Here is a 14,053-nt window from a genome sequence, read left to right on the forward strand (position 1 = left end):
ACGTCATCACATTCCAACCCTGACCGGCCTGAACACGCGCAAGCCAACCACCAGAACCGTTGCCCGGGTAAAGCCACAGAGTCCCGGAGGTGTCACGGGCCAGAACATCAGCATGACCATCACCATTGAAGTCGTTTTTCTCTGTACCTGGTCCTGGCTCGACGTGGAGGGCTGAGACGGTATTGCTGTCGGAGTTGGCCACATAGGCAACTCCGGTGTCCTCGTTGACGGCTACGGCGAAGGGGCTAGCACCAACTGGGATCGTCCTAGTGGTGTTGCTGCCGCCATCCAATACCGTAACCGTGTTGGTTGTGGGGTTCACGGCGAATGCCTGATTGGTTGACTCATTGACTGCAATGTCCCGCGGAGAATAACCGAAATTCATTCCGATAACGGACTGAGAGGCACCGTCGATAATGGCCCCCTCATAGTGGTAAGAACCGACGAATACTTTATTGGTGGTCGAATTAACGGCCACCTCAATCGGGTGGGCTGGCATTGCGAGGGTTGACGTCGCGTTTGTGGCACCCTCGATTACCGTTACGGACCCGCCGAAGCTGTTCGGTACGTAGACCCTATTGGTGGCAACATTAACCGCGGGATTCCTGGGACCTTCTCCCGTGGGGACTGTCACGGTCTCATTTGAGAGTCCGTCGATGACCGTCACAGTGTTGGCATTGTGGTTTGTAACGTAGACCTTATTGATCGCCTCATTCACCACCACATGCGTTGGCCAGTCCCCCGTAGCAGTTTTCGTCGTTTCCTGGGTGAGGCCGTCAATGACCGTTACCGAGCCATCGAGAATAGTGGTGACGTAGATCTTGTTCGTTTTGATGTTGAGAGCAATGCCGGCAGGTGCATTGCCGACCGGAATAGCATTCGTGGCATTCGTCGCACCATCGATCACTGTGACCGAGTTACTATCAGCGTTGACCACATACGCTTTATTGGTGACGGGATTGACGACGACACTGAGCGGCCTGGCACCGGTGCTCACCGTCGTAGTGCTATTCGTGGACCCATCAATGACCGTGACGGAGCTATCAGCGGAATTTGCTACATAAATCTTGTTGGTCTTCTCGTTTACTGCCACGGCTTGGGGCTTTTGCCCTGTTTGTATCGTGGCTGGCAAGTCCGGCGCGGCATGAGCCGGGCTATTGAACGGAGAGAGCGTGGAACACGCAACAAGGATCGCAGTCGTGGCCACAACAGAGGGCAGTAAACGAGGCATGATCCTGAGATTACGGTAGAGATCACCGTTTTATGGTCACTGGGTCAAGAATCGCTGCAAAGGTTGTCTTTTATGACTGCATTCCCGCCTCAGAGGTAGCTTCTGCGGCTCAGCCCAACAGATGCACCATTTGCCCAGGCCTGGCTTGGCCGATCAGGTCCACGTCCTCGTCCCGGACCACTGCGATCACCGGGGATTGGGCCGCAGACGGGTGGCCGGCCAGGGCAACAACAGGAAGTCCCGACGGCGGCAGCAGGACAGAGCCCGATACCAGCGGTTGGGGTTGGCCTGCTTCGGTAGCGGCATCCAAGGAAGCAGCAGCAACGTCGAGCGGCCGGCCAGCGAGTTGCGCACCCACCCGATCCGATTTCGGCGAGAGAATCCAAGGTTCACTGGTCAATCGAAGCCACGTACCGTCGTCGACATTCGATGCCTGAGGCCCGCGCGAAACCCTGACCACCACGGGGCGTTCCGGATCCACAGCACGCCGGGCAGGGTAGTTCACCTCGGGGAAACCATGGCCAAGCGGCCGCCCGAACGTCAGAGCCGCGCCAGCGCGTAGCGCCTTTTCTCGCGCCGGCTCTCCCTGCGCCGCCTCTCCTTGCGAAATTCCGCCCTGGACCCCCACGTAGTACCGGAGACCAAACAAGGCAGGGCCGAACTCAAGCACCGCTCCGGGAGGCACACGCACCGCTCTGTTCAGCGGGAATTCCTTGCCGTTGAGGGTCACCATGCCCTCGGCCCCGGTGACCGCCACGGCCGAGCCCGTCACGAACCTCAGCTTCAGCCCACCCAGCAGCACCTCGAGTCCGGCTGCAGAGTCCGGGTTACCCAGAAGGGCATTGGCAAGATGCATGGACGCGCGGTCCAGTACCTGCTCCTGCCCCAGAACCAGCGTGCTCGATCCCGGCTCCACCACCACCGCACCCATCAGACCTCCCCAGTCACAGAGTTACCAGCCATAGAGCTACCGGAAACAGATTTACGGACACGGATTTATGCGAACGCTTCGATCTGAACGCCGGCTTTTCCAAGGCCCTCCCGAACCGCAGCAGCCATGTCCACCGCTCCGGGCGTATCGCCGTGGATGCACAGCGAATCGGCCTGCACTGGCACCACGGTTCCGTCTATGGCCAGTACTTCCTTGCGCGTTGCGAGCCGCACGGCCTGGGCCACGACGGCGTCAGGGTCATGCAGCACGGCGCCTTCCTGAGTGCGCGGTACCAGCGTCCCGTCCGGGAGGTAGGCCCGGTCCACGAATGCTTCGCGGAACACCGGGTGCCCGGCTTCCTCAGCGAGTGTCAGCCATGCTGACCCCGGCAAACCCAGGACCGGCAGGCCGGGATCGTAGGCGTGGACGGCCGCCACTACGGCTTCGGCCTGCTCAGCGTCGCGGACGATCCTGTTGTACAGCGCACCGTGGGGCTTCACATAATCCACTGAAGCTCCCACCGCGTGGGCCATGCCGTCCAAGGCGCCCAGTTGGTAGAGGACGTCTCCGAACAACTCGTCGAAGGTCATGTCCAGAGAACGCCGGCCGAAGCCAGCCAGGTCCCTGTACCCCACGTGGGCACCTACGCGGACATCCAGTTCAAACGCCGCGCGGCAGCTGTCCAGCATGGTGAGGGGATCTCCCGCGTGGAAGCCGCAGGCCACGTTGGCGCTGCTCACGATGCGAAACATCGAGGCGTCGTCTCCCATGGTCCAGGAGCCAAAAGACTCCCCCAGGTCAGCGTTCAGATCCACTGCTACCGCCTTCCAGCGTTGTGTTCAAGACGTTCTTTGGCGCGTTCGGGAGCAACTCGCCGGGTACGGTGTCCGGGAGCGGTCCGAACGCTTCCTTGGCGGTGGACACCACGGCCCGGCCCATCATGAGGTTGCCCGCACCACCTACCACGGCGCCCACGCCAAACGGCAGGGCGCGTCCGAGGAACGCGGTACCTTGCCGTTTCAGGAGGTTCTTTAGGAACGCGCGCTGGATGGAGTCGCGGATGACACCGAATCCACTTCCGGGAATCTTCTTGGTCAGCGTCCGGCCCCACGCATTGGTCACGCCTTTGCCGCGCCCCAGCGATTGGCCGCTCAGGGCACCCAGCATGGACGTGCCTTCTTCTCCCAGCATGATGGCCATGACCATGGTTTGAGCACGAACGGGATCAGTCAGCCGGATGCCGTGCAGCTCCGCCAAGGATGACGCATAGAGCGCGGTGGTCTCCAGGAAACCCACGGTTGCGAGCGCGGAGAGTCCCAGCGATGCCGCGGTTCCAATACCAGGCACGACGGCGGTAGCGCCCACCGCTGCACCCCCGCCGGAGATGGCAAGCAGGTAGTGGCGTTCCAGTTTGGCGGCAAGCTGCGCCGGTGAGTCATTGGGGTGCCGGCGTTGGAGCCGGCGGAGGTTAGCCAGGACCAGCGGCCGCTGGACTTCCACAGCCTTCAGCAGCACATTGTGCACTCCGGGCTTGGCGTTGCCTTGGGCGTCAAACACTGCGTTGTGGGCTGTTTCCTGGGCGATCTTCACCGCCGGGTTGGGGCGCTTGGGCATCTTCACCTCTCCTTTGCAGTTAGTCGTTTCACGGGGAACTGCTGGCTTCAGCCTATGCCACGCCCTCACCGTGCGAGTGCCGTTGAAGGCCGTATGTGGACAGTATTCCGCGGAGAGCGGACCCCACTTCGGCCATCGTCCGGCGTAAACTGGGATGCACTCACGGAAGCAGTCCAAGCAAGGACAGGAAGTATCCGTTATGAATGCCTCGGACAAGAACGAACCTGCTGGCCGGCACCACGCCGACGCCCCGGCAGAGGGTGAAACTGAAGGCTGGGTTCCGCACGATACCGGCTTGCACAGCCAGGACCCAGCGGAAGGTGCGGACATCGACGACGACGACGCGCCGCCGTCGGGCGCTTCATAACTCAGTTTCTTCTGGACTTCGTTCCAACAATGGTGCCAACCAGCACGCCAACGCACAGGTTTAGGCTAAGGGGATGGCCTCGCTGAGAGCGCTGCGTCCCTTCGCACACCGGGAATTCCGGGTGCTGATTTCCGCGCTGTCCATTTCCATCTTCGGATCGGGTATGTGGGCGGTGGCGATGGTCTATGAGGTCATCCACCTTGGTGGCGGTCCGCTTGAACTGTCCTTGGTTGCCACCGCAGCCAGCATCGGATTGGTGGGCTTTGTCCTGGCGGGCGGCATCGCGGCCGACCGGTTCCCGCAGCGGCTCCTCATCATCGCGGTGGAAGGCGCAAACCTGGCCGTCATAGCCACCATTACAGCCCTTGCCATGTTCAATGTCATTGAACTGTGGCACCTGGCCGTGGGGGCTTTCGTCATAGGCGTGGGCCAGGCCTTCTTCTTCCCCGCGTATTCGGCCATGCTTCCGCGCATCCTGCCCGCCGACGACCTTCTGGCTGCCAATGGGTTGGAAGGAACAGTGCGGCCGGTTTTGCAGCAGGCGGCGGGCCCGGCAATCGCGGGGATCCTGGTGGCGGTGCTGTCCCCGGCCCATGCAGTGGCTGGTGTAGCCGTATGCCACTTGCTGGCGTTCGGGATCGTAAACCTCCTGAGCCGTCAGACGCCTGGCTCGGGTGGAGCCGTTCCGGACGCTGCAGCTCCGGGAACGACCGCTGGGGACACGGCAGTTGGGGCCACCGGCAGATCGTCGCTGATCAAGGACCTCCGGGAGGGCTTCAGCTACACCATCCGTACACCGTGGCTTCTGTGGACCCTGATCTGGGCATGCTTGTCCGTTCTTTTCCTGATCGGTCCCATCGAGGTCCTGCTTCCGTTCGTGGTCCGCGATCAATTGGGCGGCGATTCGAGGACGTTCGGCTTCCTGCTGGCAGTCATGGGAGTAGGCAGTGCTGCCGCCGCGCTGGCCACGGCAACGGTCCGTCTCCCCCGGCGCTACCTGACCGTGATGGTGGTGACGTGGGGGCTGGGAAGCCTGCCGGTTGCTGCGATCGGATTCATGGACAATTTCTGGGTGCTCGGCGCCGCCATGCTCATCTTCGGTGCCACCGAGGGAGTTGGCATGGTCATCTGGGGGACGCTGCTGCAACGGCGAGTGCCACGGCATTTGCTGGGCCGGATTTCCAGCCTGGACTTCTTCGTTTCGCTGGCCTTGATGCCGGTTTCCATGGCCCTTGCCGGACCTGTGGCCGAGGTGGTTCCCATCTGGCTCATCTTCTTCATCGCCGGTTTGGTGTGCCCCATCATGGCCTTCGTGGCACTCTTCGCGGCCCGCATGATGACGGATGAGATCGAGAACCCCTTAGCCTCCAGCGCTGCTGATCCGGAGGGTGCAGACACGCAGCCCGACTCTGTGTAGCGTGTGCACTATCCCAGGAAGGACTTACCGATGGCCTCCGGCACCAAAGACGATCCTTGGCAGCTCACCACTCCCCCTGGCTCTTCGGACTACATCATGTACAGGGACGAAGCCGCAGATCCCCCGGCCATTGTTTGCCAGGTTGGATCCACCAAGCTGCTGTACCAACTGCGGGCCATCGAGGACCTGCATGCATGGCTCGTTGCGCAGGGTGCTTGGGTATCCCTGGGTGCCGCCGACGAAGGCAAGGAGGCCGCCCCCGGAACTGTAGAGGCATGGGGCCGGAGCGAGGACAACCCCGTGGGCGGTTGGTACGGGCTCCGCAAGGGATACCGTGGCCGGTTCGGGATGTACATGCCGCCCCTGCTCGAAGCTCTGGGATTGGCTGAGCTCACCCATGAGAAGCGGAACAACAGCGTGCGGGCGATCACGAAGTAGGGGGCGCCGCGTGCGCTTGGGATGCGAAGATATTCAGGCCCAGGACGCGGGATAGATAGGCGGTGGCCTGTTGCCCGCGGACGCTGTTACCTGCGGAGTCGAGCCGCGGTGAGAAAGCCCCGATTCCTGCCTTGCCGGGTGACACCGTGAGCAGCCCGCCGGACACACCGGATTTTCCCGGGAGCCCGATCTCGAACAGCCACTCTCCGGATCTTTCGTACAGCCCGTTGGCCGCAAGGACGGCAAGGGTATCCCGGCAGACTTCAGCGGACACCACCCGCTTGCCACTCACGGGGTTGACCCCGCCATCGGCCAATGTTGCTCCCATAACGGCGAGGTCCCGGGCGCTGACCCGCAGTGAGCATTGCTTGGTGTAAACATCCACTACTTCCAGCGGATCGCGCCCCATCCTGCCGTAGCTTTCCAAGAGCCGGGCAATGGCACGGTTCCGGGTATTGGTAGCGGCCTCGGACCGGTAGACATCCTCATCCAGCACCAGCGTACGGCCTGCGAAAGCCGACAGTCCCTGGTGAATGCTGTCCCACTGATCACCCGGGGTTGCGCCGGGTATCAGGGCGGTGGTGGCCAGTGCACCGGCGTTGACCATGGGATTCATGGGGTGTCCGTCATTGAGTTCTATTGCGATCACGGAGTTGAAGGCCAAACCCGTATTGTTCACGCCCACCAAGTCAGCCACGGCACTATGCCCGAGGTCCTCGCACACCAGGGCGTACACGAAGGCTTTGGAGATGGATTGGATGGAGAACTCCGCCTCAGCATCGCCGGCCACATGCACTCCGCCGTCCACCTCCACCACGCAGACGCCAAAAAGGTCAGGGTCAGCTTGCGCGAGAACGGGAATGTAGTCTGCCACGGAGCCGTCCTTGCACGCACGGTTCCGCTCGTATGATGCCGCTACCAGCGAATCGACCTGATCCCAGCCTGGCAATGTTCCGGTTGAAACTGCCTGTTCCACACCCTCAACATTTGAATCCACGGTGTCCCCCACGATTCGTTGAAACCCTGCCTGGACGGGACGTGGGTTACTTGCCGGGTGCGAGCGTCCCGATCTCATCCCCGCTTTGGCCGAAAACCGCCAACTTCCCGTCTTCCTGGATTTTGGCTGTCGAAGCATTGGAAAGCCAGGCATCCACGCCTTCGCAGGCCATTCGGGTGGACGCGAAACCCCCGAAAGAGATGGTCTTGCCGTCCTCTTTCCAGGACCCCATGAGCCTGTTGCACCCGTCAGTCCCGGTGGCACTGCCATCTGACTTGAGGTCCAGGGAAGGTTGCTTGGTGTTGTTGGTGTCACCCCACACACCGACGAAAGGACTGGTGCCGCTTCCCGCGCAGCCTGCCATCAAGATGGCTGCAATGAAGGCCAGGGAAACAGCGTGAAAGTTGTGGGACTTGGTCTGCACCATGCGGTCAGTCTAGGTTTACGCACTTCGGCCGTCTACCGGGGGTCGTGCGGTCGGTCGCGACTCAGACGACCGACCGCACTAGCCCGGTTTACTCAGTGATGGCGCCCCGGGCGGGCCCCAGAACCCGCCACACCCACCACTGCTAACTCCGTCGGTGAACTGCAACGCAGCCGAAAAGGGCAACGGCGCGGTACGGGTTTCAACGACTTGGGCACTGGATATGTGCTCTGACCTGCGGAAACGTGACGCGGACTTAAAAAGTAGTTTTTAACGCACTGAATCGCCAACACTTTTCAGCCTGTCGGAACACTCATAAGCAAGAGGAAAAATGAGCAACTGACGCCCCGCAGGAGCAAAGTATGAAGTTATCCCAAGGCCCGGCCTTCGCCACCACTGTGTCGTTGACGAGCGCTCCGGACATCCACCTTCTATACATGGTCGGCCTGGTCTTTCTTGCAGGCATCGCCGGGCTGGGCACGGTTGGCCTTCTTCTCTTGCTCGCACCATTGGCGCTGCTCTTCCTGGGACGCACCAAGCTCCGCAGGGTCGCCACCCGTGCCGCTGGACCGGTCATTGATCCCGACGGCGGTGCGTCGCCCCCGCCCTCGTCACTCAGCGGCGGGGACCACGCAGCCCGGTTGTAGTAAGAACCAATCCGGTTGTACTAAGAACGATTCGTCAAAACGCCTAGTCCTCAAAGCGCAGTTGGTTGTCACTAGTGCCGCTGAGGTTGGCGATGATTTCCGACGCCACGGCGTGCAGTTTTTGGTTTCGGTGGCTTGATGCTTTGGTCAGCACGCTGAATGCTTCGTCCTGGCTGCAGCGGTTCTGGGCCATGATGACGCCGCAGGCGAGGTCAATGACTGTCCTGGAGGACATCGCCGTCTTCAGGTCGGCGTTGAGTTGCTCCACGGTTTCCACCCTGATGGCCAGGCGCAAGGTACTACCGGCAACGTCCGCGAAAGCGGCAGCTTCAGCAATGACAGCATCTGTGAAGGTCCCCGCCGTGGGTGCGAAGAAGTTGATAACCGCCTGAGATGTCTCGCCCAAGTCCATGGGAACGCCCAGGGCACTGTGGACGCCCTCAGCAGCCAGGGCCTTGCTGTAAATCGGCCAGTTGGTGTCGGTGGCAACGTCGGCAAGGAGCATCGGACGCCCAGCGTCCAACGCTTCCAAACAGGGGCCCTGCCGAAGTTCCTGTTCAATCTTGTCCAGATACACGGCCCTCTCACTGCTGCCTGCAACAGTGGACGTCCGTTTGCGCCGGCGCAACGTCAGGGCGCAGTCGATGTTTTCGCCGGCCACCTTGCTCATGGCATCGCAGGCGAAACCGGTCACCCCGTTCAGGATTCCGTGGATGTCGGAGCTACCGACCACCAGCTCGTGCAGGCTTCTGATGTGTTCAGCACTTCCGGTAGGTTCCATGAGCCTAATCGTAGGAACACTTCGGCCTCCCGTCACCCGTTGCCCATGAATCCAAGGAGAGGTAGAGTCTCAAAGTAAGGTACCTGATCAAATCACTCCGAGAGCGACCCGCCGCTTGCAACGGGATACCTGTCATGGAAGATCCACGTAGAACAGCGCGATACCTCCTACGGAACCGGACCATCGATCTTGATGACCTGTGGCTCAGGTACTGGGCCCAGGGAGGAAATGCTCCCGTCTTGGAACTTGACGCCTACGTCTTTGAAATCCAGGAACGGCACCCTTTCGAGCTGCGGATCCTGTCATGGGCGCTCGAAGACCTTGGCATCGACGCACCACTCTGAATCGGCACGAGCCCCGGCAGGAGCGCCGACGGGAGCCCCGGCGGCAGCGCCAGCGGGAACGCCCCCCCTATCTGAGACACCGCAGTATCGCTAGCCTTGGCCCATGGAATCCGGATTGGAATCTTGGGGCGAGTTCAATGTGGCGATCGCGGGTGCCGGAGCGGCGCTTGGAGGGCTGCTGATCGTGGCATTGTCCGTGAATATCAAACAAATCGCCGAGTCGCGTGGACTTGCGGCGCGCGCAGGAGCCTCCATTTCCGCGCTCATCTTGGGAGTGGTCCTGTCCTGCGCGGCGCTCATCCCTGGGCAGGAGTTGTGGATTTTCGGCGTCGTGGTCCTGCTCGGAGCCCTGGCGGGCGGGGTGATCGCCACCCTGGCCGCCCGCGCCGTCCTGGGCGATGACACGCCTGGGCACCCGCACCGCTGGGATACCCCACATATTGCGTCGTTCGTTTTCCCGCTGGCTATTTACGCAGTGGGTGGCGTGCTCACTGTGCAGTCGCTTCCCGTGGGCCTGGTGATTGTGGCTTTCGGAACCATCATCGCGCTGATTGGCGCAGTGGTCTTCTCATGGGTGGCACTGGTGGAGATATTGCGTTGAACGCAGCAGAACGTTGAACCCGGCAGAAAGCGTACGACGGCGGGAACCTCCCGCCGTCGTACGCTTTCGTGGTGCGAGGTGACTTATCCGGCTTTTCCAGCCAGCGCGACCAGCACGCCGGCGGCTGCGAAGAACTTGTTGCTCCCCAGGTCCCGGACGGTCTTGATACCCAGGTCAGCGAGCAGTTCGTTGTGTTTGTCGGTCAGTCCGGCGAGCGCCGACGGCGGGGCTGCCAGGATTTCATCAAGGGTGGAGTTTTCGTAGGCTTTATCGAGTGCTTTGCCCAATTCAACAGAAACAGCCAAGGCATTTCCTTTCATCGATGCGGAACAATTGCAAACGTGCTGTAGAACATTAGCCCCAACTACTAAGCATCCTGCCAATGGTGGATTTCCACTTTATTGACGATCCGGGCCGCATAACGATCAAGATAGCCCACAATCGCGCGCAGTTGCACTCCACACCCCCATGAATTAGATAATCTCCGAAATTCCCACTGAGGTGGCGCGCAGCTAAAGCATGGTTCCCGATGCCCGGTGTCGCTGCTAGAAGTTTTCCACCAACGAGACGTCCCGGACGGCGCCCTTGTCAGCGGACAGCGCCATGGCGGCGTAAGCACGGAGCGCGGGCGAGACATGGCGTTCGCGGTCCTTCGGCTTGTACCCACCATTGGCTTCGAGTTTTTCGCGGCGTTCGGCGAGGATCTCATCGGAAACCTGCAATTGGAGCGAGCGCTGCGTGATGTCGATGCTGATGATGTCGCCGTTCTCCACCAGCGCGATGGCGCCGCCGGAGGCAGCTTCCGGTGAGATGTGCCCGATCGACAGGCCGGAGGTACCGCCGGAGAAACGGCCGTCCGTGATGAGGGCGCACTTCTTGCCCAGGCCGCGGCCCTTGAGGAACGAGGTTGGGTAGAGCATTTCCTGCATACCCGGTCCACCTCTGGGGCCTTCGTAGCGGATGACCACCACGTCGCCTTCCTTGATGGACTTGTTGAGGATCTTCTCCACTGCTTCGTCCTGTGACTCGCACACAACGGCAGGGCCTTCGAAGATCCAAATGGACTCGTCCACGCCCGCGGTCTTCACCACGGCACCGTCCACTGCCACATTGCCGCGCAGCACAGCCAGGCCGCCATCCTTCGAGAAGGCGTGCTCCACGGAACGGATGCAGCCACCTTCGGCGTCGGTGTCCAGGGAGGTCCACTCGTTCGACTGCGAGAACGCGGTGGAAGAGCGGACGCCACCGGGAGCCGCATGCCACAACGCTTGCGCCTCTTCGGTGGCCTTGCCGCCACGGACGTCCCAGTCGTCCAGCCATCCGTCGAGGTCGTCGGAATGCACGGAGTGGACGTTCTTGTGCAGGAGCCCGCCGCGGTTCAGCTCACCCAGCAGCGCGGGGATGCCCCCGGCCCGGTGCACGTCTTCCATGTAATAGGTCTTGTCCCCGGCGACGTTCGGGGCCACCTTGGCCAGGCACGGAACCTGGCGGGATTTGGCATCCATCTCGGCCAGACCATACTCCACGCCTGCCTCTTGGGCCGCAGCCAGCAGGTGCAGGATGGTGTTGGTGGAGCCACCCATGGAAATGTCCAGCGCCATGGCGTTGTCAAAAGCCTCGGCAGTGGCGATGGAGCGCGGCAGCACGGACTCGTCGTCGCCGTCGTAATAGCGCTTGACGAGCTCGACGACGGTGGCGCCGGCCTTCTCGTACAGCGCCTTGCGGGCGGTGTGGGTCGCGAGCACAGAACCATTGCCCGGCAGGGCCAGGCCGATTGCTTCGGCCAGGCAGTTCATGGAGTTGGCGGTGAACATTCCCGAACAGGAACCGCAGGTGGGGCAGGCGTTCTCTTCAATAAGGTTGATGTCTTCATCGGAGATGGATTCGTCAACAGCATCGGCAATCGCGTTCACCAGGTCCAGGGAGCGCACAGAGCCGTCGGTCAGTGTCACGCGGCCGGCTTCCATGGGACCGCCGGAGACGAAGACCACGGGGATGTTCAGGCGCAGCGCGGCCATGAGCATGCCCGGGGTGATCTTGTCGCAGTTGGAGATGCAGACCAGGGCGTCGGCGCAGTGTGCGTTGACCATGTACTCAACGGAGTCGGCGATCAGGTCGCGGGACGGCAGGGAGTAGAGCATGCCGGAGTGGCCCATGGCGATTCCGTCGTCCACGGCGATGGTGTTGAATTCGCGCGGCACGGCACCGGCGGCGAGGATCGCGTCGGAGACGATGCGGCCAACGGGGGCGAGGTGGGTGTGGCCGGGAACGAATTCGGTGAAGGAGTTGGCCACGGCGATGATCGGCTTGCCGATGTCCGTGTTGGCAACGCCGGAGGCGCGCAGCAGTGCGCGGGCGCCGGCCATGTTGCGGCCATGGGTGACTGTTCGTGAGCGTAGTGCAGGCATAAATACCATCCTGCTGTTCTTCTACGACGGGCGGAAGACGGTGTTGCTACTAGTAATGAAAGTACCAGAGTAATAGTGTTGTTCACGTGAAAGACGAGAGGCGCAAGGAACTGGGGCTTTTCCTCAGGACGCGCCGTACCCAGGCCCTGCGTTCGGATTACGGACTTCCGCCTGTAGGGCGTTCCCGCGAGCGGGGACTCCGGAGGGAAGAGATCGCTTTCCTCTCCGGGGTGAGTGTTACCTGGTACACATGGCTGGAGCAGGGCCGGGACATCAGCCCCTCGCGGCAGGTCCTTGAATCCATAGCCCGGGCCCTCCATTTATCCGATACCGGGCTGAGTTACGTGCTTTCCTTGGGCGGCTATTCATCAGCCCTGCCTAAAGGACCCGTGGCGGCCGATGCTCCCGCTCATGTGCAGCGCCTCTTGGACGCTTTGGACCCCAATCCCTCTTACGCTTTGTCCCCGGATTGGGGCATCGCCGGCTGGAATCGGGCTTACGAGGCGCTGTACCCCAATATCGGCACGTTCGATGCCTCGGACCGGAACCTGCTGTGGTTGGTGTTCACCGACCCCTTCATCCGCAACCTTCTCCCTGACTGGGACGTCACCAGCAAACGCTTCCTGGCCGAGTTCCGGGCCGAAACCGGGCAGCGCTTGGGCGACCCCGATGTGGAGTATCAGGTGGGGCGGCTCAAAGACGCCAGCCCCGAATTCCAGGAAAGCTGGGACCGGTACGACATCCTGGGCTTCGAATCCCGCGAGCGCCAGTTTCACCACCCGGCAGTTGGCGTGCTGCACATGGAACATCACCAGGTTTCACCCTCGGACAGGCCGGACCTGCATATCGTGGTCTACACCCCCGCGCCGGGGAGTGACGCCGGGGAGCAGATGCAGCGGTTGATGGGCTTGCGCACGTAGCTCACCAATGCACGTAGCTCACCAACGCAAGCGAACGACGGCGGGAGGTTCCCGCCGTCGTTCGCTTGGTGTGGGTGAGTAGTGATGTTGGGGTGAGTAGTGATGTGTGGGTGAGTAGTGATCGGGGGCGGCTCAGACGGTGAAGATCACGAAGAACTTGCGGATGCGCTCCTGAATTTCCCAGGTTCCCTGCCAGCCGATGGGGAAAATTGCAGCATTTCCGGCCTCTACCGTGACGGGTTCGCCGCCGTCCCGGGTGACGACCATGCGGCCTTCGAGGACGTGGATGGCTTCGCCGCGTTCCAGGAATTCCCAGCGGGACAGTCCCGGCTCGGCCTCCCAGACGCCCGAAAGGATGCGTTGATCGTCGCTGGTAAAGGGAACAGCCATCCGTACGCGAATCTCGTCCCCGAGCACGTCTGCAAAGGGTTGCCCCAAAAGGGACTTGTCCAGGTCACGCTCGAAGAGTTCTTGGGGTTGGAAAGTGAGGGTCATGTGAATCTGCCTTTCTGAGGGTGTCGCCGGGTATGGGGGTCCGCGGTATGTATCTATCGTCCTGTCATTCCCGCGAAGCCAATACCCCCAGTTGGGATTGTTTTATGCTACCCGTTTGAATGGGGATCTATTTGAGTGGGGATCTACAGGACGGACTTAGAAGGTCTTGCCCACCGATCCGAGCTGCTGGGCGGCTTCAACCAGACGCGCGGCCATGCCGGCTTCGGCCGAAGCACCCCAAACGCGCGGGTCATAGGTCTTCTTGTTGCCCATTTCGCCGTCGACCTTCAGGACGCCGTCGTAGTTGGAGAACATGTGCCCGGCCACCGGACGCGTGAACGCGTACTGGGTATCGGTGTCAATGTTCATCTTGATCACACCGAAGGAAACAGCATCAGCGATTTCCTGCTCAGTGGAGCCCGAACCGCCGTGGAAGAC

The 14,053-nt window shown here is 61.6% G+C and carries 18 protein-coding genes; 7 read left to right on the top strand and 11 right to left on the bottom strand.

Going from position 1 to position 14,053, the window contains the following annotated elements; genetic code table 11:
- The 4 genes from CQ020_RS24220 to CQ020_RS15720 form a co-directional block, all read right to left on the bottom strand.
- On the bottom strand, positions 1-1,231 hold a 1,231-nt coding region (locus tag CQ020_RS24220; RefSeq protein WP_181151904.1), incomplete at its 3' end, for a hypothetical protein.
- Between the two features lie 109 nt (positions 1,232-1,340).
- Positions 1,341-2,162 carry a biotin-dependent carboxyltransferase family protein gene (locus CQ020_RS15710; protein WP_105692686.1) on the bottom strand — a complete coding sequence of 274 codons (822 nt, stop codon included), beginning with the start codon at positions 2,160-2,162 and terminating at the stop codon, positions 1,341-1,343.
- Between the two features lie 65 nt (positions 2,163-2,227).
- Complete coding sequence (locus CQ020_RS15715; protein ID WP_105692687.1) at positions 2,228-2,977, bottom strand: LamB/YcsF family protein; 750 nt, start codon at positions 2,975-2,977, stop codon at positions 2,228-2,230.
- On the bottom strand, positions 2,961-3,776 hold the full coding sequence (locus tag CQ020_RS15720) for a hypothetical protein (protein ID WP_105692688.1): 816 nt from the start codon (positions 3,774-3,776) through the stop codon (positions 2,961-2,963). The genes CQ020_RS15715 and CQ020_RS15720 overlap by 17 nt, the downstream gene beginning before the upstream one ends.
- 199 nt (positions 3,777-3,975) lie before the next feature.
- Here CQ020_RS15720 and CQ020_RS24035 point away from each other — a divergent pair, with 199 nt between their 5' ends.
- The 3 genes from CQ020_RS24035 (at position 3,976) to CQ020_RS15730 (ending at position 5,998) form a co-directional block, all read left to right on the top strand.
- Positions 3,976-4,143 (top strand): hypothetical protein, encoded by a 168-nt coding sequence (locus tag CQ020_RS24035; protein ID WP_181152033.1) that lies wholly within the window; start codon positions 3,976-3,978, stop codon positions 4,141-4,143.
- Positions 4,144-4,216: 73 nt separating this feature from the next.
- A complete protein-coding gene (locus CQ020_RS15725) occupies positions 4,217-5,560 on the top strand; it encodes an MFS transporter (RefSeq protein WP_105692689.1) in 1,344 nt (447 codons plus the stop codon).
- Between the two features lie 30 nt (positions 5,561-5,590).
- Positions 5,591-5,998, top strand: a complete 408-nt coding sequence (locus tag CQ020_RS15730; RefSeq protein ID WP_105692690.1) for a DUF6855 family protein — start codon at positions 5,591-5,593, stop codon at positions 5,996-5,998.
- Here CQ020_RS15730 and glsA read toward each other — a convergent pair.
- Together glsA and CQ020_RS15740 are read right to left on the bottom strand one after the other, a co-directional pair.
- Positions 5,988-6,995: a glutaminase A gene (gene glsA, locus CQ020_RS15735; RefSeq protein ID WP_105692711.1), complete on the bottom strand. Its 1,008-nt coding sequence runs from the start codon at positions 6,993-6,995 to the stop codon at positions 5,988-5,990. The two genes, CQ020_RS15730 and glsA, sit on opposite strands and share 11 nt — an antisense overlap.
- A 46-nt stretch (positions 6,996-7,041) precedes the next feature.
- Positions 7,042-7,422: an META domain-containing protein gene (locus CQ020_RS15740; protein WP_105692691.1), complete on the bottom strand. Its 381-nt coding sequence runs from the start codon at positions 7,420-7,422 to the stop codon at positions 7,042-7,044.
- A 359-nt stretch (positions 7,423-7,781) separates the two neighbouring features.
- Here CQ020_RS15740 and CQ020_RS15745 point away from each other — a divergent pair, with 359 nt between their 5' ends.
- Positions 7,782-8,066 carry a hypothetical protein gene (locus tag CQ020_RS15745; protein ID WP_105692692.1) on the top strand — a complete coding sequence of 95 codons (285 nt, stop codon included), beginning with the start codon at positions 7,782-7,784 and terminating at the stop codon, positions 8,064-8,066.
- Positions 8,067-8,109: 43 nt separating this feature from the next.
- Here CQ020_RS15745 and CQ020_RS15750 read toward each other — a convergent pair whose 3' ends face one another.
- The gene (locus CQ020_RS15750) at positions 8,110-8,847 is read right to left on the bottom strand and encodes a GAF and ANTAR domain-containing protein (protein ID WP_181151905.1); all 738 of its coding nucleotides are present in this window, start codon (positions 8,845-8,847) and stop codon (positions 8,110-8,112) included.
- Between the two features lie 134 nt (positions 8,848-8,981).
- Here CQ020_RS15750 and CQ020_RS15755 point away from each other — a divergent pair, with 134 nt between their 5' ends.
- Both CQ020_RS15755 and CQ020_RS15760 read left to right on the top strand, forming a co-directional pair.
- Positions 8,982-9,191 (top strand): hypothetical protein, encoded by a 210-nt coding sequence (locus CQ020_RS15755; RefSeq protein ID WP_105692694.1) that lies wholly within the window; start codon positions 8,982-8,984, stop codon positions 9,189-9,191.
- A 103-nt stretch (positions 9,192-9,294) separates the two neighbouring features.
- A complete protein-coding gene (locus CQ020_RS15760) occupies positions 9,295-9,792 on the top strand; it encodes a hypothetical protein (protein WP_105692695.1) in 498 nt (165 codons plus the stop codon).
- 83 nt (positions 9,793-9,875) lie between these two features.
- Here CQ020_RS15760 and CQ020_RS15765 read toward each other — a convergent pair whose 3' ends face one another.
- Both CQ020_RS15765 and ilvD read right to left on the bottom strand, forming a co-directional pair.
- The gene (locus CQ020_RS15765; protein ID WP_024819197.1) at positions 9,876-10,097 is read right to left on the bottom strand and encodes a hypothetical protein; all 222 of its coding nucleotides are present in this window, start codon (positions 10,095-10,097) and stop codon (positions 9,876-9,878) included.
- A 240-nt stretch (positions 10,098-10,337) separates the two neighbouring features.
- Positions 10,338-12,200, bottom strand: coding sequence for a dihydroxy-acid dehydratase (gene ilvD / locus CQ020_RS15770; RefSeq protein WP_105692696.1), 1,863 nt, complete (start codon positions 12,198-12,200; stop codon positions 10,338-10,340).
- 86 nt (positions 12,201-12,286) lie between these two features.
- On the opposite strand from ilvD, the gene CQ020_RS15775 reads away from it, so the two are divergent.
- Complete coding sequence (locus CQ020_RS15775; protein WP_105692697.1) at positions 12,287-13,120, top strand: helix-turn-helix transcriptional regulator; 834 nt, start codon at positions 12,287-12,289, stop codon at positions 13,118-13,120.
- A 132-nt stretch (positions 13,121-13,252) separates the two neighbouring features.
- Here CQ020_RS15775 and CQ020_RS15780 read toward each other — a convergent pair whose 3' ends face one another.
- The gene (locus CQ020_RS15780) at positions 13,253-13,615 is read right to left on the bottom strand and encodes a cupin domain-containing protein (RefSeq protein WP_105692698.1); all 363 of its coding nucleotides are present in this window, start codon (positions 13,613-13,615) and stop codon (positions 13,253-13,255) included.
- Positions 13,616-13,771: 156 nt separating this feature from the next.
- Positions 13,772-14,053: class II fructose-bisphosphate aldolase (locus tag CQ020_RS15785; protein WP_181151906.1), on the bottom strand; the 282-nt coding region annotated here is incomplete at its 5' end.

Origin of the sequence: Arthrobacter sp. MYb23, assembly GCF_002979775.1 — a bacterium.
Classification (GTDB): Bacteria; Actinomycetota; Actinomycetes; order Actinomycetales; family Micrococcaceae; genus Arthrobacter.